Source organism: Coprococcus sp. AM14-16 (genome assembly GCF_003434675.1).
In the GTDB taxonomy this organism is placed as follows: domain Bacteria; phylum Bacillota; class Clostridia; order Lachnospirales; family Lachnospiraceae; genus Coprococcus; species Coprococcus aceti.
Genome location: NZ_QTLL01000002.1, coordinates 618,883 through 638,015, shown reverse-complemented (window position 1 = coordinate 638,015; position 19,133 = coordinate 618,883). Strand labels below are relative to the sequence as shown.

The 19,133-nt window shown below is 45.6% G+C and carries 14 protein-coding genes; 3 read left to right on the top strand and 11 right to left on the bottom strand.

Annotated features, from left to right (window positions below; all coding sequences use genetic code 11):
• Positions 1-4: 4 nt before the first annotated feature.
• Positions 5-895, bottom strand: coding sequence for a LysR family transcriptional regulator (locus tag DW159_RS08850; protein ID WP_117550120.1), 891 nt, complete (start codon positions 893-895; stop codon positions 5-7).
• Between the two features lie 203 nt (positions 896-1,098).
• Here DW159_RS08850 and DW159_RS08845 point away from each other — a divergent pair, with 203 nt between their 5' ends.
• From DW159_RS08845 to DW159_RS08835, 3 genes are all read left to right on the top strand, one after another.
• Positions 1,099-1,860 (top strand): DUF4866 domain-containing protein, encoded by a 762-nt coding sequence (locus tag DW159_RS08845; RefSeq protein ID WP_055147436.1) that lies wholly within the window; start codon positions 1,099-1,101, stop codon positions 1,858-1,860.
• Positions 1,847-3,214: a threonine/serine ThrE exporter family protein gene (locus DW159_RS08840; RefSeq protein WP_117550119.1), complete on the top strand. Its 1,368-nt coding sequence runs from the start codon at positions 1,847-1,849 to the stop codon at positions 3,212-3,214. The genes DW159_RS08845 and DW159_RS08840 overlap by 14 nt, the downstream gene beginning before the upstream one ends.
• Before the next feature lie 83 nt (positions 3,215-3,297).
• Positions 3,298-3,969 (top strand): YoaK family protein, encoded by a 672-nt coding sequence (locus tag DW159_RS08835; protein ID WP_117550117.1) that lies wholly within the window; start codon positions 3,298-3,300, stop codon positions 3,967-3,969.
• A 103-nt stretch (positions 3,970-4,072) separates the two neighbouring features.
• On the opposite strand, the gene hydE is transcribed toward DW159_RS08835, so the two are convergent.
• The 10 genes from hydE to DW159_RS13705 all read right to left on the bottom strand — a co-directional run bounded on the left by hydE (position 4,073) and on the right by DW159_RS13705 (position 19,122).
• Positions 4,073-5,167, bottom strand: coding sequence for a [FeFe] hydrogenase H-cluster radical SAM maturase HydE (hydE, locus tag DW159_RS08830; RefSeq protein WP_117550115.1), 1,095 nt, complete (start codon positions 5,165-5,167; stop codon positions 4,073-4,075).
• A gap of 103 nt (positions 5,168-5,270) precedes the next feature.
• On the bottom strand, positions 5,271-5,945 hold the full coding sequence (locus tag DW159_RS08825; protein WP_117550113.1) for a YkgJ family cysteine cluster protein: 675 nt from the start codon (positions 5,943-5,945) through the stop codon (positions 5,271-5,273).
• Between the two features lie 31 nt (positions 5,946-5,976).
• Positions 5,977-8,760 (bottom strand): ATP-binding cassette domain-containing protein, encoded by a 2,784-nt coding sequence (locus DW159_RS13880; protein WP_117550111.1) that lies wholly within the window; start codon positions 8,758-8,760, stop codon positions 5,977-5,979.
• Positions 8,761-8,773: 13 nt separating this feature from the next.
• Positions 8,774-9,655, bottom strand: coding sequence for an energy-coupling factor transporter transmembrane component T (locus DW159_RS08815; RefSeq protein ID WP_242992652.1), 882 nt, complete (start codon positions 9,653-9,655; stop codon positions 8,774-8,776).
• 59 nt (positions 9,656-9,714) lie between these two features.
• The gene (locus DW159_RS08810; RefSeq protein WP_117550109.1) at positions 9,715-10,668 is read right to left on the bottom strand and encodes a DUF4430 domain-containing protein; all 954 of its coding nucleotides are present in this window, start codon (positions 10,666-10,668) and stop codon (positions 9,715-9,717) included.
• Between the two features lie 4 nt (positions 10,669-10,672).
• A complete protein-coding gene (locus DW159_RS08805) occupies positions 10,673-12,643 on the bottom strand; it encodes a fibronectin type III domain-containing protein (RefSeq protein WP_117550107.1) in 1,971 nt (656 codons plus the stop codon).
• Between the two features lie 502 nt (positions 12,644-13,145).
• Positions 13,146-16,157, bottom strand: coding sequence for a bifunctional diguanylate cyclase/phosphodiesterase (locus tag DW159_RS08800; RefSeq protein ID WP_147323112.1), 3,012 nt, complete (start codon positions 16,155-16,157; stop codon positions 13,146-13,148).
• 221 nt (positions 16,158-16,378) lie between these two features.
• Positions 16,379-16,837: an acyl-CoA thioesterase gene (locus DW159_RS08795; RefSeq protein WP_117550103.1), complete on the bottom strand. Its 459-nt coding sequence runs from the start codon at positions 16,835-16,837 to the stop codon at positions 16,379-16,381.
• Between the two features lie 21 nt (positions 16,838-16,858).
• Entirely contained in the window at positions 16,859-18,535 is a 1,677-nt protein-coding gene (locus DW159_RS08790) for an AMP-binding protein (protein WP_117550101.1), read from the bottom strand.
• A gap of 428 nt (positions 18,536-18,963) precedes the next feature.
• Positions 18,964-19,122 carry a hypothetical protein gene (locus DW159_RS13705; protein ID WP_165852775.1) on the bottom strand — a complete coding sequence of 53 codons (159 nt, stop codon included), beginning with the start codon at positions 19,120-19,122 and terminating at the stop codon, positions 18,964-18,966.
• Positions 19,123-19,133: the final 11 nt, after the last annotated feature.

The following is a 19,133-nucleotide window of genomic DNA, read 5'->3' as shown; positions in this document are numbered from 1 at the left end:
ATTCTCACCTGCTTTCTACTATTATTTTCTTGAACTGCTTTGCTGCCTCATTCAGCGGGTGCAGGCAGTCATACACAAGACATACATTCCTGTCCGGAAGCTTTTCCTCAAGTGAAAGCTTTACAACCTCTTTGTTCTTTACTGCCTCCCTCGCCATCAGTTCCGGTATAAATGCAAGTCCAAGCTCACACTTCACAAGTGGCAGTATCTGATCCGTGGTGGCCGCCTCCGTGTCCGGCGCAAGCTCCACGCCATGCTCCCTGAATATTCTGTCGTAGAATCTGAATGTCATAGTCTCCCTGCCTAGACAGATCATAGGATAGTTCCTCATCTCCGCAATGGACAGTTTTTGCTTTTTAAGTGAAGAAAATGTCGTTCCGCCGATAAGTATCTCACGATATGACTGCAGCACGATCTTCTTGAGAGGAGCCTCCACATCAGCCGGAGTTGTAACTACTGCAAAGTCTATACTTCCATTCTTCACTTCCTCCACAGCCTGAGGTGTAGAATGGTTGTATATCTTGAGATTTATACCCGGATACGCCATGTGAAATGCCCGCAGTCTGTCCAGCAGATATATATTTAACGCCGTCTCACTGACACCTATCGTTATACTTCCGTGAGTGAGATTCTCACCATCTGCCAGCTCATCCTCCGCCGTCAGAAGCTGTGACATTGCAGCCTCCACATATGAATAGAGCTGTTCCCCGTCTCTTGTGAGCTGTACACCCCTGTTTGTTCTGACAAATAGTATCCTTCCAAGCTGCTGCTCCAGGCAGTTCATCGCCCTGGTCACATTTGGCTGACTGTTTCCAAGAACCTTTGCGGCTTTGGTAAAGTTATGATATCTCGCAACATAATAAAATATCTTATAATACTCGAAATTAATGTTCATAATCTATTGTTAGCCACAGACTATATTACATGTCTGCTATACTCCCTTTCTTAAAATTATTTTCCATGCAGCATCCCCAACATATCATTTTATTATCGCTGCCATATCAATTATGATTTTCACTTATTGCTACTCCAATAGTATAATCTAACCAGATTTAAATGACAAGACAGCATTTATCATATGAAAGGATGCGCATATCTATGGAAGGAAAGACCATTTTCCCAAGGGAAGAAAAATCAGAAATATTATTTGAAAAGATCCTCAGGGATCCCTGGGCATGTGAAAAGCTCATGGACACATTCTGTAATTACCTGTTCTGCAATGATGACTTCGACTGCAATCTTTCACCGGAAGAATTTACAAAATCACTGCTCTCAGCTTATCTGGACAGAGATATGTCGGCATTCCTCATGTCCATCTGCAACAATACAATGTTCGATCTGCTAAGAAATTCCTACCTCATCCCATATCGCTTCAACGCCGATGGCAAGACCAATCCTGTCATCATGACCGGTGAGCACGGCGAACTTCTGCCTGAATTCAGAAACTCTGTAAGAGAAAAGGATTATCAGCACTTTCACGATATATACACACATATGACACACAACGAGAATATGTATCTTGCAAAGGCGTACAGATACAGCCATGAATACACTTCTGACAACATGGAAGTCGGGCAGAAGATCCTTGAAGAGTGCACCGGAGTCCTGCTCATCAGGGAGCTGCCGGACACGGTAAAGCTCAAGGAGACCGAAGCTGAGGCATACTGTGCTGTGTGGGATATCATGGTTGAACTGGAGAAGAATCTTCCCATGGCATTTGTATTCTACGGTCAGGATACTTTGGGCAAACAAGGCATGCGATATGACGAGCTTGGAATATTCCTGCCGGATTCACTGCTCATGAAGAATCTGGAAAGACACGTTGCGAAAGCCGAGGCGATCATATATGCGGAAAAGTAAGAATGCAAAAAACGCAAATGCAGAATCGTACATAGACATTATGGAGAAAAATCACATGGAGATCCCATGGCATGACTACGCCAGTGCCGACAGCAATGTACTCATATGCAAGGCAGGTCTGATTGAAAAGGCTTCTGTCATAGGCAGAGTCGGTCTTATCATGCTCTCATGCGGAACAGGTGCATGGCGTGTCCGTACTTCCATGAACAGGCTTTCCAAGGAACTGGGCGTCACATGTACCGTCGATGTCGGACTCATGTCCATAGAATTCAACTGTTTTGACGGTCACGACTGTGTATCACAGTCCCTGTGCATCGCCAATACAGGCGTGAACACCTCAAAACTCTACAGAATGGAGCAGTTTGTTGACAATTTTCCAAATGAAGAGGCGCATCTGACCGGTGAGGAAATCCATCAGAGACTTGATGAGATAGAAAAAATACATACCTTGTACTCTCCTCTCCGTCTCGGACTTGCCTCTGCCCTCGCTTGCTGTGCCTTCACATTTCTTCTAGGCGGCGGGCCTGTAGAAATGATGCTGGCATTTATCGCAGCCGGAATCGGAAACCTCATAAGGACAAAGCTTATCAAACACCATTTTACTTTATATATGAACATAGCTGTATCCGTGTCAGCCGCTTGTCTTGTGTACGCACTGTTGCTAAAGGCCGCCGAGCTGGCATTTCATATACCCGCCTTCCACGAAGCCGGATATATCTGCTCAATGCTGTTCATCATACCGGGATTCCCATTCATCACCAGCGGTATAGACCTTGCAAAGCTGGATCTGAGATCCGGACTTGAGAGACTTACATACTCAATCATCATTGTGCTTGTGGCAACGATGTTCGCATGGATCATGGCGCTTCTGCTGAAGCTTCACCCACAGGATTTTGTAGCACTCGACATAACACCAGGACTTCATCTGGTATTCAGATTGATTGCCAGCTTCTGTGGTGTGTTCGGATTCTCCATCATGTTTAACAGCTCCATACACATGGCCGCCACAGCCGCTGCCATCGGTGCCATAGCCAACACTCTCCGTCTTGAACTGGTAGATCTTGCCGGCATCCCTGCAGCTGCCGCCGCATTTGCCGGAGCCCTCACGGCCGGACTGCTCGCTTCATTCATCAAAAGCACCAACGGTTATCCGCGAATCTCACTGACAGTCCCATCCATAGTCATCATGGTTCCAGGGCTTTATCTTTATCGTGCAATATACAACTTTGGAATCATGTCACTTTCCGATGCCGTGTCCTGGTTTGCGGCTGCCATCATGATCATCATAGCCCTGCCACTTGGACTTATATTTGCAAGGATCCTGACGGACAAAACCTTCAGGTACTGCACCTGATCCCCGAATGGGTCAGGTACCTCCGTCCCCCAGATGAGATCAGCGCCTGAATGTCAAATCTACAACCAAGGAGTATATGAACCATGAAGTTTTATCCACATAGACAAATGTCAGAATCTTTCATCACCGCGGCCTTCCTGTCAATATCAGGAGGTCTGCAGGATGCATATACCTATATATTCAGAGGAAAGGTATTTGCAAATGCACAGACAGGCAACATAGTTCTTCTCGGTCAGAATCTTGTAGACCGAAACTGGAGAATGTGTGTACACTATGCCGTTCCTCTATTATTTTTTGCGCTTGGAATTGCTGCTGCCGAGTGTATAAAACAGAAATTTCAGAATATGCAGCAGTTTCATTGGAGACAGATCGTTGTATTGTGTGAGATTTTTCTGCTTCTTATCGTGGGATTTCTTCCCATAAGGCTCAATCTTATCGCAAATGCCATGGTTTCATTTTCATGTGCCATGCAGGTTCAGGCATTTAGGAAGGTCAACGGCTATGCATTTGCCAGTACCATGTGCATTGGAAATATCCGAAGTGGCACCGATGCCTTGTGTGCATACTTCAGAACAAAGGACAGGAACACACTGTTCAAATCTCTGTGCTACTGGGCGATCATCCTGCTGTTCGGAATCGGTGCCGCTGTGGGCGGTCACTTCATCCGTATATTTGATATGAGGACCATCTGGTTCTCCTGCTGTCTGCTGTTCGTAAGCTTTCTGTTCATGTTCATCAAGGAAGAGAGAGAGTAAAAATGAGCTTACGCGGGTCCTCCTTAAGGTGCAGACGCATGAAAGGCGCTTCGCGCGGCGTCTGCGTACATCATAAGGAATCTCCCGCTTACGCGGGTCCTCCTTATGATATATAGTCTCCTCTATCGACAACAATCTGGAATCCGAACGCCTCTGCGCGCCTGTCAAGGCAGCCGCGGCACTGAGCTGATTCCTCCCCCGTGCATATCTTGTTGTCATAAAGCTCGTATTTCTTTCGGACAGACACAGGAGACAGATTCGGCATGACCACATTCGCACCGTGCATAAACCCACGCTCCCTGCCATCCGCCGCTATCGTTCCGAGAGATGTGGTGGATGGTATGAGTGCCTTCGGGAACATCAGTCTCAGCATGCTTATCATCACCAGCGTCTGCTTGACCGTTCCCTGCTCCATCTTCGCAAATGGCGTCTCCTTGTGAGGAACATACGGCCCGATCCCTATCATCTGCGGCTGCAGCTTCGCAAGGAAATGCAGATCCTCGGCCAGATTCACCGGCGTCTGATACGGCGATCCCACCATGAATCCGCTTCCCACCTGATACCCAAGACTTTTAAGATCGTACAGACATCTGACTCTGTTGTCATAGCTCATCGAACCCGGGTGTAATCTTTCATAATGCACCCTGTCCGCGGTCTCATGTCTCAGAAGATATCTGTCCGCCCCGGCCATCCGCCACAGCCTGTAAGTCTCATATGGATGCTCGCCAAATGACAGCGTGACGGCACAGTCCGGATATCTCTCCTTGATACACCTCACAATGTCAGCTATAGCCTCATCTGAAAATCCTCCGTCCTCACCGCCCTGAAGAACAAACGTCCTGAACCCAAGCACATATCCTTCATCGGCACAGGACAGTATCTGATCATTTGTCAGACGGTATCTGTCCACATGGCTGTTGCTCTTCCTGATACCGCAGTAATAGCAATCGTTCTTGCAAATGTTCGTGAACTCTATGAGTCCTCTTATATATATCCTGTTGCCAAAACTCTGATGAGCCAGATCGTAAGCCTTCCTTCTGAGATACTCAAAGTCAGTGAGATCATCCTGAGAGCTCTGAGGGTTCTCTGAATCCGACAAAATTCTTATAGCTTCAGCCAGCTCATTGACTCCCGGTAGTTCACCTCTGCCCTGTCCATATTCAAATGTCTTATCTATGATATCTCTAACTTTTCCCATATAAACTCTATACCCTGTTTTTACATTTATAACTCTGTATAATCAAGTGATTTCCGATACAAGGTAAACAAAGTTACATCCAGATACTCCATTCCATCCCTTTCTACTCCGTCATACACAGCAGACTCCTAATGTGCGCAAGTCTGGCATCAAACTGATCATAGAAATTCTTCTCCGCATCATACATTCCCACATACATAACCTGCAGCACCAGCATGGTCTGATTTCTCGCTGTCTCATCCTCGCCAGCGCGCATATACTCGATCAGGTTTCTCTGCATGTCCTTCTGGAACTTGTGCCAGTCATTTATATATTTCGTGTACCGCGGCAAGTCCTCTGTATCTATCCATTTCGACACCTTGACCTTAGTCCTGCCCGCGCGCTCACACTCATGTATCTGCAGGATGTATCTGAATCCGTCATCGGTGTAATATCTGCCAAGTGGAAAGAGTCTGCAAAAGCCAGGTCTCGCGCTATGGATGCTGCATCTGCCCTCATCGTTTAAGAATGGGCACTTATCCGCCGTCATCCTTATATTTGGAAGCACCAGACCATCCACCACATTGACCTCAAGCTCCTTTTCAAGCAGCTGCGTAAAGTTCTTGCCGGTCTCCTTACAAAGTCTCATCACGTCCAGTGGATCAAGGATGATGGAACTCCCCATCCCTGTGCAGCAGGCATGGCACCCCTTGCACTCATTGCAGTACGCCTTCACCATATCATTCGCATCGTATAATCTTCCATCTGAGATATCTTCCAGTTTCTCATTTCTTATCATAGCAGTAATCCTCAATCATTTTATTATTTGTCTACAGAACACCATACTTGATCCGCACCCTGTCAAGCTTCTCAAGAAATGGTCTTGCCAGCAACCACAGGAATATCACCGTTGCAGTTCCATGCACCACGTCAAATGGGAATCCCGTCACATATGACGCTATGATCATGCTCCTGTTCACAGCCGGCTGCCAGATTATCACCGACGCCGGATTCATTATTCCGCCGTATATCAGGATACAGATAAGTGCACCGAATATGCACAGTCCAAGCTTTGTCGTGTTCTTTGTCCGCACTCCGCTTTTGGAGAAGAAGAGTCCCGCCAGGAACCCCACCAGTCCCATGGCAAACATCTGCCATGGAGTCCACGGACCCTGCCCCATCAGGAAATTAGACACGAACATGGACATTGCGCCGACCACAAATCCTCCTTCGCAGCCAAATGCCACTCCGGATATGATCACTATGGCCATGGTCGGGCTGAAGTTCGGGAGCATGAAGAATGCCGCCCTGCCCGTGACGGCCAGAGCACACATAACCGCCAATGTGACTATATCCCTTACCTTGGGCTTTCTTCCCTCAAATGATACGAAGAACGGGATCATTGCCTCTATTATAATCAACAGAGATATAAAATAATATTTTTTGTCTCCAAGTCTCTCGCATCCAAACCATATCGTAAGTGAAATCACAACGAGCATAGCCACTATACTTAATATCGTTCTCCTGACGGATCTGTGACCGGCAGCTTCCATGACGATATCCTCGTTCTTCTTTCTGGTGACAGGTCTTATAGCAAGGAGCAGCCCCGCTATGGCACATATCATCACTCCATACATAGCCAGATATTTCCATCCCTTTGACGTGATGGTCATCCCTCTCTGCACAAGATCTGCCAGATTGGACTGGGCCATGGTCTGCCAGAAGCAGAATATGATGATCACCGACGTGACAGATATCGTGAGTATCTGCCACCATTTCAAGGGATCAGCTTCGCGCTCCTTCGTCAAAGTTATGTCCTTTATTATAGCATCATCGTCGATCCTGTTTCCGTCTCCACATACCGTCCTCGACTCCCTGACTCCATATGCCTTCAATATATCAGAAACAGTAACCGCACCGCAAAGTATTCCCTGGGAGATCCTTGCCGCCGCAGTGGTGAAGAAATTGTTGCCCGCCAGATATTCCTGAACACCGCTGACTGTGGCAAGCTCGCCATCGAACAGCAGCGCTATGCGGTCTCCCGCCACAGCGCAGAATTCCACATCATGACTCACCACCACTATGGTCTTGCCATGTCGCTGCAGATCTCTGAGCATACACTTGAGTTCTGCCTTGAACCCATTATCAAGCCCCTTTGTCGGCTCATCCATGAGCAGAATGTCAGGATCATACAGAAGTACCTTTGCAAGTGCCAGCCTCTGCTTCTCTCCTCCTGACAGATCGTAAGGATGTCTGTCCATCAAATGCTCCAGCTTACAGAACCTCACTATGTCCACCAGCTTTTTTCTGTCACTTGCGTCCACCAGTTCTTCCCGTACAGAACGTCTTGTGAAAAGAAGCTCCGGGTTCTGTGGGAGCATGCCCACACTTTTACCCTGTTTTATCTTTATTCTTCCACGGTACGGCTTATTTACCCCCGCTATCAGGGAGAGCAACGTCGACTTGCCGCATCCGTTGCTTCCATTTATCATAAGTATCTCATTATCGTATATGTCAAGATCCAGACCGCGAAGTACTTCCTGCGAACCCTTGTCGTATCTGAAGTGAACATCATCTATCCTGACTGCCCAGGACTTGTCCTGACGATTCGCAATTTTTCTTGTAGTTTCTCCAGCACCATGATCAGTTTTCTGACCATCTGCCTCCCTGGCATCCCCTTCATCCACCAGCACATACCCAGGCGCAACCTCATGCCCCGATTCCCTGTACTTACTGTCAAACTGTGACAACCAGTTTCGCCCCTCCGCTACGGTCACCGGAGATTCATCCGAGCCATCAAGCCCCAGATACACCTGGACAGCCGCCGGCATAGAGAGATACAATCCATTTCTGTTTATACCTTTTTCCTTTAACCTCTGTCCTTCATTTTTCAGGGTGGCAGCTACCTCTTTGACAGTTCCTTGACACAGCACTGTGCCTTCATCCATGACCACCGCTCTGCTGCACACCGGAAGCACCTCCTCCAGCCTATGCTCAGTCATGATGATGGTCGTGCCAAGCTCCCTGTTGATTCTCACAAGACATGCTATGAATTCATTCGCAGCTATCGGATCGAGCTGGCTGGTCGGTTCATCCAGTATCAGCACCTCCGGAGACAGAGCCATGACCGACGCAAGATTCACCATCTGCTTCTGTCCGCCAGACAGCTCTGCGACACGCCTGTGGAATATCCCGGACAACCCGAAGAATGAACACATCTCCGCAACGCGTCGTCTGATATATCCATTATCGTATCCCAGACTCTCCAATCCAAATGCCAGCTCATGCCACACTTTATCAGTGACAAGCTGTGCATCGACATCCTGCTGTACAAACCCGATCTGCCTTGCTGATGTCCGGTCATCCATCTCCTCCAGGCTTCTTCCTTTGAACTCTATCTTCCCGGACGATCTTCCGTGAGGAGCGATACTTGTCTTCAACTGCCTAAGAAGTGTGGTCTTTCCACATCCGGAACTTCCCAATATGACCACGAATTCCCCCTGCCCCACTGATAGTGTCACATTTTTCAATGCATCAGGCAAATATCTCTCACCCGAATCATCATTGCTATCGGGATATGCAAATGTCAGTTCTTTTATATCTAATATATTCACCGCTTCTCCTTTGTCACATTTTGCGAATCTTAAAATTTTCTTTTGCCTGCATATATATTGGAACACATATAAGACATACATACACTACATACATACTTACAGTAAGTGTCCCACTTATACTTCCTCTTATAGACGGATAATACCAGAACGCAAATCCTCCGCACACACTGCCGGCCAGCACATACAATCCACACACAAGTATAAATGCAAGCGCTTTAGTATCACTTTTTCTAAATCTATACAGTGAATATGCAGATCTTCCGGAAAGTCCATATCCCCTTGATCTCATACTGTCTGCAGTGACAAGCGCCCGTTCAAGAGCCCAGGTTACAACGGCAGAAAACACATGGCAGCCCGTTCTAATTCTCACAAAATACGAACCTTTTGGTTTGTATCCAGATGCCCTCTGAGCTCTGTACACCTTTCCAAACTGTCCTGATATGTCCGGAATAAACCTCAGTGTCATGGAAAGTATCAGTGACAACACTGGCGCCGCCTTGCCGAACAGATACACCATCTTGTCCGATGATATAACGCAGTTAAAGCACGAAAACCAGCATATCACTGTCACCAGCATAAACGCAGCCATGATTCCATACATTATAGACTCCAATGTCAACGGATTTCCAGACGGAAAATATGTGAGTATCGTCACTCCCTGATGGCTGAACGCCGGGTTGATGAGCGCCGTCAGCAATATAAGTGGGATCATATATTTTATATTTGTCCTGAAGCCATCATATCCCCTAAGCAATACTGAGTACACAAATGCCCCTATAAAAGACATGCCCAGGCAAACCGGATGGGTAAATGCCAGGGCATATCCTATAGTGAATATAAAGTATACCAGATTGACTATAGGGTGATATGTGGAAAATGAATCCTGTCTTTTCACAATTATATTTTTATCTCCTATCAATCACTATGTCCAGTACCCATGTCTCAGCGAATCTGTCAATGCATCTCGGATCCAACATCTGCTCCCAGGTCACATGTATAGAGCCATTTTATCACATCTCCCTGCTTGAGTTCATAGCTTGAACAGCCATAATTTGGGAACCAGCCATTTACCGAGTACATCCAGCCTGAGCCATCACCACAGTCAAATTCATACAGATTGTGAATTCCTTCTATATAATAACTTCCATACATAGGCGTCCATGAATATTCAAGCTGTATACCATAATCCCTGCACACCGACTTAAGCACTTCGAATACTGTGTCCCCCTCCTCAAATGTGGCAGTCACAGTTCCCAGAATGACACCATCATCAGGTACATAGTCCTTTTTCTCCGGTCTTAGCAGTTCCAGATTGTCAAATATTGTAGAACATCCTATTGATATAGTGCAACTGTAGGTTTTCTTCGGCGCTTCAGTTGTATTCTCTGTAGTTGCCTTTGTCGTGGCAGAAGAATCAGCAGTTGTCTTATCCGGTTTCCGCTTTTCCGTAGTCGTCGTGGTCCCCGGCTTCTTCTCAGTTGTTTTTTGAGACTCCGTGGTGGTATTCTTCTTTGTAGTAGCCTCCGTCTTCTTCTCCGTGGTAGTCTCAGAATTTCGCTCCGTCACATTCTCCGATGTGCTCTCAGCGGAAGTCTGATATTCTGTTTCCGATGTATCAGAATCCGAATGAGTTCCTGAGGAGGTATCGGTTACAGAACTGTCTGATTTCTTTTTCCTGTCATTCCCTGCATCAGTATTTTCCTCTGTCGCACTCTTCGTTGTCTCCGTCAGTTCCGCACCGCCTACAGCTTCAGTTGTGACTCCCTCTTCGGTCTTTTCCAACTTGAAACCTCTGGCTCCCGGCGCATTTCCCCCGTACCAGAAAGCCCACACCAGGATCAGCAGAACAATCACAGCTCCACCTATGTGTTTCTTATATTTCTTTACAAATTCTTTGATCTTATCCATATACCTACTTCTTTCGGATCACAACGTTTACAGTCTTGCTCCATGCTCCGTAATAATAAGTCTTTCCAACCTTCTTGAATCCCTGAACTCTGACATAATACCGCTTTCCCGCCTTGAGTCCGCTCAACGTCACATTTGTCTTCTTGTTTACCGATGCCCTGTACACCTTGACATTCTTTTTAAATGTCTTATCCGTGGAATACATCACCCTGTAACCCGAAGCACTCGCATTTTTTTTATAAGTCACAGTGCACTTTTTCTTCACCGTTGACTTTATCTTTGTTATCTTTTCCTGATTGACCCTGTATATTGTCTGGGTCGTATACGTAGCCTCCCCGCCACTTCCAACAGGCTTAACTGCATAGATATATTTCTTGCCATTTGCGACCTTCCGGTCAGTGTAGCTCAGAGATTTTGTGGTGGCCACAGTCGTCCAATTCTTTGCATTTCCAACCTTTCTGAGCACCACATATCTGTCAGCCCGTGCCGCTTTCTTCCACTTTACTGTTATGCCTGCTGCTCCATTACCCGCCGACACACTCGTCTTAGCCGGCGCAGCCATCTTTATGACAAATGTCTTGCTGGCTGAGCCCTTGAATATTCCCTTGCCGGTCACCACTACCTTTGCCGAATTGCCAATATTGACATTGTTCTGATATGAAATGGTGTAATCCACGCCATCCTTAAGCACTCTGTCACCAATCTTCACCGTCACGCCCGGCTTCTTGGCCTTGCCATCGTACACATACGTGCTGGTGCTGAGTTTCACATCCGCTGTCGCCACGGATCGGATATATAATGGCTTTGCATCAGACATATCATACAGTGTATTCTTTCCTTTTTTGAATCTGTCATAGGCAGCCAGAGCATATCCTGCCTGCTGCGATGCCATTCCATTTACAACCAGTTCTCCATTCTGATTTGCCGCATGCGCAAATCCACCAGCACTTGCAACATAGAATTCCATCAAAGCATCCAGCACAGAATGTCCATTTTTGACAAATGCCTCATCTGTTCCGGCATCCCTGCCTATATCAAGCAATCCACATATCACCTGCGCACAGCTCTCAGAATTCACAGTTCCCCATGAAGCAAATCCACCATCAGCCTTCTGCAGCCCCGACATTACATCAAGCGCCCTGTCAACCGCCGTCTTAACCTCTGTGTTAGACTTGTAATACGGCGCAAGTGCCTGAATTGTCATACCTGTCATATCCGGGTCAGCATTACTACCAGAAAATGCCCAACCACCACTAGAAAGCTCCCGTCCAAGGATATATTCAACAAGTCCTTCCCTTGTCGTCTGAACACCGTCACTTCCATCCGGAAGCTTCGGAATATCATAACCTACCGTGTCAAATGCAATCAACGCAAACACCGGGCCATTGATTCCCTGTGTTGTTACATAATTCATATCGGCCAATGGCTCAAGCAGATTGTATCCACCAACATCTGTGGCATCAGCGCCAATCGCAGTTAAGGCCAGTATAGTTCTTGAATTGTCCGTACTCTTATTCTTGTGAAGCTTTGCCGAGCCTTTTGCCTTAACATACTCCACAACATTATCATAGTATTCCCCATACCATGCCTCATCCTCATAACCATATCTGGCAAGAGTCATCACGTTCCACTCAGCTCCAAACTGAGGATCATCCGCAGTCTTCCGCAGATATACAAGAGTATTGCCAAGGGCCTGTGTGTAATCAACTGCAGCCACATCTGCAGTTTCCTCTGTCGCAGTTCCTGTCACCGGATCCGTCTCGTCATTCGTCGCTGTAGATACTGCTGGATTCGTCATATCGTCTGGCACTGTGTATATCGTAGAATCTGTTACACCATCCGACTCTGCATATATCGTAGAATCCGTTACATCAGCCGCCGCATACACGTTCACAGCATTTCCTGTTGTTTCCGCGAACATAACCATTGCCATCGTGCACATCGCCATACACACAGCAAAAATTCTTCTCTTCATAATCGTGTCTCCTTTCACATTATTCCGAGTGGATATATAGCAAGCGATCTGACTTGCCACAATTACCCCAATCTTATCAACGCCCATGTTCTATGTCAACCTGAAGCAATCAAGTCAAATAGCACAAAATTTTATCTTTTTTGCAAAAAAACACCTAAAATAACACCAATTCCCAGAAGAGGGGGTACTGTGATATCTGCAATCGGTAGCGCGGACTACCGAGCTTCGATGCTTCCTGCCGAGGTGTAAGCAGCAACGCCCTTATCGCTGCTGGAACCGCATATAACGCAAATATCCTTCCTCACACAACGTAAGACCCGCTTGGTAATATATATATATCCGACAATCGTTAGCGCAGACGTCTGTGCTTCGATGGTGCTTGCTGGTGCACAGATCCGCCGGCGCCCTTTTGGCGGTCGGAGCACCATGCAGATAGCACCCAATCGAAGTGCAGTAAGTCAAGCGTGATTGCGGATGTATATATTACCAAGCGGGTCGTCTGTCACAAAAGCTTCTTAAAATCCTCCAGACAAACCGGTCTGGAGAAATGATATCCCTGATAGTACGTGGAACCATACCTATGAAGGTAATCGAACAGTGCCTTGTCCTCGACACCTTCAATGCAGCTCTTGTATCCGAGTTCATGTGCACAGGACACAACCGCCTGTACAAGGACCTGATTAGGCTTGCTCTCCTGTATTCCCCTGACAAATGACATATCGACCTTAAGCTCATCTATCGGTAATTCCGTGAGCAGATTTAGGGTAGCATTTCCCGTTCCAAAATCATCAATAGCGATCTTTATTCCAAGTTTCCTGAAATATTCCAGCTCATTTTTCAGAAATGCTATATCCATATTCTTACATCTCTCTGTGAGCTCTATGCACAAATATTCCGGAGGGAACTTCGTCTTCTTTAATATATCCACAACAGCCTGCCTGAATCCATGATTCTCAAGCTGAGTCGCTGATATATTGACATTCACCACAAAATCAGGTCTTATCTTGCGGATCTCCATACCATCCGTGAGTGCCTGCTCTATTATCCAGTTGCCAAGCTCAAAGAAACACGGCTCCATCTCAAGCCACGGTATAAATATTCCCGGTGGAACCACACCAAATTCCTTGTGTTTCCATCTGAGAAGAGCCTCCATACCTACTATGTGCCCTGTCTCGGAATTTGCTATAGGCTGGTAACACATGAAAAAGCCTTCCATGTTGTTTGCCACACATTTGTGTATTGTGCTGTACAGCTGCAGTCTCATTCTATCATTGTCCTTGATCTCCTCATTGAAGAATACAAGTTCACCATGATGATCCTCCTTGGATCTCTCCAGGGCATATTCCACACTGCTCTTTATCACGTCCTCATCGGCTCCTACATGGTCATATATCAGACCACCTCCGTACAATTTAAGCGGGATCGCCGTGCCGTTCAGGCCTACATTGTCAAGTGCAAGATTCTGTACATGTCTGTATACCTCTTTTAGCTCCTGTTTGGTATACATGTTTGAGCAGATTGCAAATTTTGCTCCATCGAGTCTGAACACGAGTCCCTTTCCACCGACGACATTTTTGAGCTTTGTGGCAAAATCCTTAAGAACAGAATTGCCATATGCATATCCGTACATCATATTAATGCTGTTAAACATAGATATTCCTATTGCCAGAATGCTCATCGTCTGCTTATTTCTCAAATGTATAGATATATACTTGGTATACTCTTGCTGATTGTGCAGGTTTGTCACCGGATCAACCCCGTCTATGACTCCGTGGTTTATGACCGTTCCCACAAAGAACTCCGGATCACCATTTTCCTTCTTGGTGATGAAGCCTCTGCAGGTACAGACCACATATTCACCCTTTTTGTTTCTCATTCTATATTCTACATCATGAAACTTTTTACGCCCCGCAAATACCTCTGTAATATCCTGTTCAAATATTGCTCTGTCATCCGGATGTATAAGCTTCTCCCACACTTTCTGTGTATCATATATGTATTGCCCCGGAAGTCCAAAGTAATCCACAGCACTTGCAGACCATTTTGTCACATTCGTATCGAGATCATTCATAAATATATAATTTCGGAGTGTTGTAGCTGCAAGGGCGTCAAATATCCTGTCTGTCTTCCCAAGATTCCTGTAATGCGGAACTCCATCCTCTGTAGTTCCTACAGCTATATTCGCCTCGTTCTCCACACTCTCGCGCCTCTTGACCTCAGGATGCTTCGAATAGAATCTCTTCTTATCCTCATACATCAGTCTTTCGGCTTCGTTCATTATCTTGTCTATGGAATCTGCCTCAGCCTTCCAGACTACGCCGAACGCAACCGGAGCCTCCTCCTGCTCGTCAATTACCTCTTTGTATCTGGCGATCATTGAGTTAAACGACTGCTCAGCAATATCCATAATGATGACAACAAATTCATCGCCGCTTATCCTGTAACATGCATTTTCGCCAAAATGCTGCGCCAGCATCTGCGATACCCTCTGAAGATAGAGATCTCCTTCTTTATGTCCATAATGATCATTCACATACTTCAGTTTGTTCACATCGTTGAATATGAATCCGACCGACCGCTTATCCTTTCGGTCCGCGTACGCGTCACACAGAAGGTTAAATGCATTTCTATTGCCTAGACGAGTGAGTGCGTCCTTGTAACTGTAAAATTCCAACAGCTCCTGCCTCTCTATGCTCTCAGAATACTCCTCATGTATATCCCTCGTATAAAGATAGAATACCTTATTGTCATCTCTATAGTCAGCAGTAGGTATGACCTCTGTCATCACCCATCTGTACACCATATCCATCTTGCGCTTATATCTAATGGTAAATCTGTCATGCCCATTCGCAAAATATTTTATGAGGAACTCAGGCGACAGGCATCTCCTTACCCTGTCCACATCGTCAGGGAATATCTCACCGTCCATAGTCATGTCTTTCATGTACTCTCCAAAGCAGTTATGCTTAACCTCATCCCTGCTTCTTATATATCCGCCTCTCAATGTCTCGCAAATATTGTGAGTCACATCAATCCTGAATATACGCCTGTATACCCTTGTCAGTGTCCTGAGACTATCCTCCAGTACCAGAGTGTCAAGGCTGACTGGCCTCATGCCGAACACAATCCATTGTCCGTCCTCTCTCGGCTCCTTCTCAGCTTCTATATCCATGGAAACCCACTCATAGTCCTCGCCAAGCCTCAATCTGAACCTGAAATTACGCACGATGGATCTGGCTCCGGCTTCTATGAGTGCTTTGACATGCTTCATATCACACATATATGCAAATTCTCTGACTTCATCAGGATGACAGCAGTCCAGTCCCCTGTTATCCTTAAAATAGGAAGTTACGTCAGAGATACTTTTATAATTATCTGCATTCTTGTCCACGCTGATAACACTCACATACTCCCCAGTATCAATGTTGACCAGCGCCAGCTTCATGTAATTATCATATAATATATTCTGTATATGTTCTTCGTAGTATTGTTTATCAAGTGATACTTCTTTCAAAAGATCCCTCCTTGCAGCAGCATCCAGCCTGCCATATATTCCCACGCAACCGTTTCCATTATAGCATTTACGCCATAATATAAAAAGGATGTTTTAACTAATTACATGTCTAAATAGATAAAAATAGCTGATAAAAAAGTTACACAAACAATTTTACCAGCTATTAATAACCATCAATTAATACAATATTAAATTATTTATACACCAGACAACAGCTCTGTTTATTTGCTCTGGCGTTTCTTGTAATCCTCAAGCAGCTCCTTAAACAGCTTATCATGCTCAGGATATGCCTTTCTGATGAACACAAGCTTGTTGTTGCCATCCAGCAGACAATGTGAGCTTGTGCAAAGTGTTCTAAGCTCGCCTGTCTTCTTGTCCACGATCTCATATGAAAACCCTACACGGACACCTGTATACTCCGAAAGACTGACATGTATCAGCACATCATCGCCGAAGTGGCACATACTCTTATACTCAGCCGTCACACCAAGCACAGGAATTATATATCCGTCATCCTCTATAGACTTGTAATCCCAGCCTATCTGCTTCATCCAGTCCAGCCTTGCCTCCTCGATCCATCTGATGTAATTGGAGTGGTGTACTATCTGCATCCTGTCCGTCTCATAATAATAAACCGATCTATCATATGGCTTGATCTTACTCATATCTATATCTATCATTTATTTCACCTGATTTCTGACTTACTTCCAGTCCTTTTCCTTGATCTCAACACGTCTTACCTTGCCGCTGATGGTCTTTGGCATCTCATCAACGAACTCGATAACTCTAGGTCTCTTGTAGCTTGCTATGTTCTCTTTAAAGTATCTCTTGAGCTCCTTCTTGAGGTTCTCATCGCCAACTGTACCCTCTGTGAGAACGATAGTGGCCTTTATTGCCTGACCTCTTGTGCTGTCAGGTACTGATGTAACTGCACACTCAAGAACATAAGGTATTCTCATGATCTCATTCTCTATCTCGAAAGGTCCTACTCTGTAGCCTGCAACCTTGATGATATCATCCACACGTCCAACGAACCAGAAATATCCATCCTCATCCTGGTAAGCCGTATCACCTGTGTGATAGAAGCCGTCATGCATAACCTCGGCTGTTCTCTGTGGATCTCTGTAGTACTCCATGAACAGTCCGTCCGGCGCACCGTCTGCGATGTTGATGACGATCTCACCTGTCTCACCAGGTGCAGCAAATGTTCCGTCTGCCTTCATGATCCTCACGTCATACATTGGGCTTGCCTTACCCATTGATCCCGGTCTTGGAGTAGTATTCTCAAGGTTACCAATGGTAAGAGTCGTCTCTGTCTGACCAAATCCTTCATATATAGTGAATCCTGTCTTCTCCTTGAATACGTCAAATACCTCAGGGTTAAGTGCCTCACCCGCTGTTGTACAGTATCTGAGTGATGAGAGGTTGTACTTACTCATATCCATACGGATAAGGATTCTGTACAGTGTTGGAGGTGCACAGAATGTTGAGATGTTGTACTTCTCAATAAGCTTGAAGATTGTATCTGCGCTGAATGTATCAAAATCAAATACGAATACACAAGCCTCGCACAGCCACTGTCCGTAGAGCTTGCCCCAGAGAGCCTTGCCCCAGCCCGTATCTGAAACTGTGAGATGAACCTCACCAGGCTTATTGCAGTGCCAGTATTTTGCTGTGATGTAATGTCCAAGTGGATACAGATGATTGTGTGCAACCATCTTTGGATGCTCTGTTGTTCCCGACGTGAACATGACGAACAGTATATCATCCTTTCCTCCTACGGCATCCTCGCCTGTAGGTCTTGGAAACTCGGTGCTGCACTCCATGATTCCCTCATCGAAGAAGTTCCAACCTTCAACCGAATGATTCACAACGATCTTTGTCAGCTTGTCATCAGCAAATGTATCTATGGACGCCGTGATTCCGTCATCTGATGTACACACAACCGCTGATACGCCTGCTGCCTCAATTCTATACTGATAATCTGTTGCCTTTAATATATTTGTCGCCGGTATAGCTATGGCACCGATCTTGTGGAGAGCCATCATGGTGAACCAATACTGGTAATGTCTCTTTAACACGAGCATTACCTTGTCACCCTTCCTGATGCCCAGGCTCTTGAAGTAATTGGCCGCCCTATTGGAATAATCCTTGATATCCTGGAATGTGAATTTCTTCTCGATCGTTCTATCCTTTGATACATAGATGAGCGCTGTCTGATCAGGCTCCTTCTCTGCCAGAGCATCCATTACGTCGTATGCGAAGTTGAAATTCTCGCTGTTGGTGAACTCAATCTTGCTGAGAACTCCATTCTCATCAAGAGCTGACCTCACAAACTTTCCTGCTATTCCCTGCTCTGGTCTCATTTCTGTTGACATGTTAATTTCCTCCATAAACTATAAGTTCTGATAATATATATGGTAAAACGGTTTTTCCGCCTTTTAACGCCGGCGATACATGCCGTTTTTTATCACATTATGTATTAACTTAGTATAAAAAGTCTTCTAAGTTCGTATTTCTATCTAGCAATCAAAATAAACGTTACTTTAATGTGCGTTTTCAATTAACTTTACACGTAGTTTCGATTACTACATCCATATATTATCATATCTCTTTGTCATGTCAACAGGAAAATAAAAGTTTTAATTTATTTTCACATATTGGTATTACATTTTGACTGCACAGGTTTTTCCCTCAATCCATAAAAATAAGGCGTGCAGCAATGAATTTCCCCCGGATAAGTCCAGTTTCATCTCCATCGCTGCACGCCTTAATTTTCTTATTATTTCATTATATATCACAGTCTCTACTGATCCTGTACCTGCTTGGAATCCTGTGTCTGCTGCCGGCTGTCCCACTGAAGCTTCTTCTTACGCATCTGTGACTTGTATACAAGTATCGCCGTAACCACCGATACGCACACAAATATAAGCACACATATCACAAATATCAAAACTGTTGTCATGTCTTTGTCCT

What these genes read in the sequence shown, in the direction of transcription:
- DW159_RS08850 (WP_117550120.1), bottom strand. Translation starts at nt 895, where the DNA reads ATGAACATTAATTTCGAGTATTATAAGATATTTTATTATGTTGCGAGA.
- DW159_RS08845 (WP_055147436.1), top strand. Translation starts at nt 1,099, where the DNA reads ATGGAAGGAAAGACCATTTTCCCAAGGGAAGAAAAATCAGAAATATTA.
- DW159_RS08840 (WP_117550119.1), top strand. Translation starts at nt 1,847, where the DNA reads ATGCGGAAAAGTAAGAATGCAAAAAACGCAAATGCAGAATCGTACATA.
- DW159_RS08835 (WP_117550117.1), top strand. Translation starts at nt 3,298, where the DNA reads ATGAAGTTTTATCCACATAGACAAATGTCAGAATCTTTCATCACCGCG.
- hydE (WP_117550115.1), bottom strand. Translation starts at nt 5,167, where the DNA reads ATGGGAAAAGTTAGAGATATCATAGATAAGACATTTGAATATGGACAG.
- DW159_RS08825 (WP_117550113.1), bottom strand. Translation starts at nt 5,945, where the DNA reads ATGATAAGAAATGAGAAACTGGAAGATATCTCAGATGGAAGATTATAC.
- DW159_RS08810 (WP_117550109.1), bottom strand. Translation starts at nt 10,668, where the DNA reads ATGGATAAGATCAAAGAATTTGTAAAGAAATATAAGAAACACATAGGT.
- DW159_RS08805 (WP_117550107.1), bottom strand. Translation starts at nt 12,643, where the DNA reads ATGAAGAGAAGAATTTTTGCTGTGTGTATGGCGATGTGCACGATGGCA.
- DW159_RS08795 (WP_117550103.1), bottom strand. Translation starts at nt 16,837, where the DNA reads ATGATAGATATAGATATGAGTAAGATCAAGCCATATGATAGATCGGTT.
- DW159_RS08790 (WP_117550101.1), bottom strand. Translation starts at nt 18,535, where the DNA reads ATGTCAACAGAAATGAGACCAGAGCAGGGAATAGCAGGAAAGTTTGTG.
- DW159_RS13705 (WP_165852775.1), bottom strand. Translation starts at nt 19,122, where the DNA reads ATGACAACAGTTTTGATATTTGTGATATGTGTGCTTATATTTGTGTGC.